Origin of the sequence: Mesorhizobium sp. M7A.F.Ca.CA.004.04.2.1, from assembly GCF_004022825.1 — a bacterium.
Taxonomy (GTDB): domain Bacteria; phylum Pseudomonadota; class Alphaproteobacteria; order Rhizobiales; family Rhizobiaceae; genus Mesorhizobium.
The window spans coordinates 1-1300 of sequence record NZ_RZPH01001327.1; the positions used below are offsets into that span (position 1 = coordinate 1).

1 protein-coding gene is annotated in these 1300 nt (G+C 64.2%); it reads left to right on the top strand.

Going from position 1 to position 1300, the window contains the following annotated elements; all coding sequences use genetic code 11:
* Positions 1–275: 275 nt before the first annotated feature.
* A partial coding sequence (locus EN893_RS34265) for a sugar ABC transporter substrate-binding protein (protein ID WP_164901393.1) occupies positions 276–1300 on the top strand: 1025 nt, incomplete at its 3' end.

Consider the following 1300-nt stretch of genomic DNA (forward strand, 5'->3'; position numbering starts at 1 on the left):
CAACATCAACGCGGGAAAAGCCGCTTAACGGAGGAGCCAGGGAGGAACCAAGGGAGGATTTTTTCTTTTGCATGACGACGTGAGCCGCGTGGAGCGGTTCGCGATGGAGAACGCTTGTCTCGAATTCCTCCGTCGGCGGAGGTTGTCGGCGCGGCTCGAAAGGCCGGCGCCGGGTCCCGGTTCCCAATGCAGTTTGGGCGAGGGCGGATAGGTATCTTCAGACCAAAGCAGTCAACGACCTTCTTACAACCATATCCAGAAACGGAGAAGACCGAATGACCAAACTTTCATCTTCATTGAAGTCCGCTGGCAAGTCCGCCGGTGTGGCAGCCCTTGCGCTGTCGCTGCTGGCCGGCACCGCCGCGATCGCCAGGGCCGCCGAAGTCACCGATGCGACCGTCGCCTTCCTGATGCCCGACCAGGCCTCGACCCGCTACGAGCAGCATGATTATCCCGGCTTCGCCGCCGAGATGAAGAAGCTGTGCCCGGGCTGCAAGGTGCTCTACCAGAATGCCGATGCCGACGCCTCGCGCCAGCAGCAGCAGTTCAACTCGGTGATCTCGCAGGGCGCCAAGGCGATCGTGCTCGACCCGGTCGACTCGACCGCCGCCGCCTCGCTGGTCAAGCTGGCGCAGAGCCAGGGCATCAAGGTCATCGCCTACGACCGGCCGATCCCGACCGCGCCGGCCGATTTCTATGTGTCGTTCAACAATGAAGGCATCGGCAAGGCCATCGCCGACTCGCTGGTCGAGCACCTGAAGGCGCTGAAGGTCGATCCGGCCAGCGGCGGTGTGCTGCAGATCAACGGCTCGCCGACCGACGCGGCGGCCGGCCTGATCAAGAAGGGCATCCATGCCGGCCTCGACAATAGCGGCTACAAGATCCTGGCCGAATACGACACGCCGGAATGGGCGCCGCCGAAGGCGCAGCAATGGGCCGGCGGCCAGATCACCCGCTTCGGGCCGAAAATCCTCGGCGTGGTTGCCGCCAATGACGGCACCGGTGGCGGCGCCATCGCCGCCTTCAAGGCGGCCGGCGTCGATCCGGTGCCGCCGGTGACCGGCAATGACGCGACGATCGCGGCCTTGCAGCTGATCATCGCCGGCGACCAGTACAACACCATCTCCAAGCCGAGCGAGATCGTGGCGGCGGCGGCCGCCAACATCGCCATCAAGCTGCTTTCGGGCGAGACGCCGAAGGCCGAGATGACGCTGTACGACACGCCCTCGCAGCTGTTCACGCCAGCCGTGGTGACGCAGGAAAACCTGAAGGCCGAGATCATCGACAAGAAGATCAACAC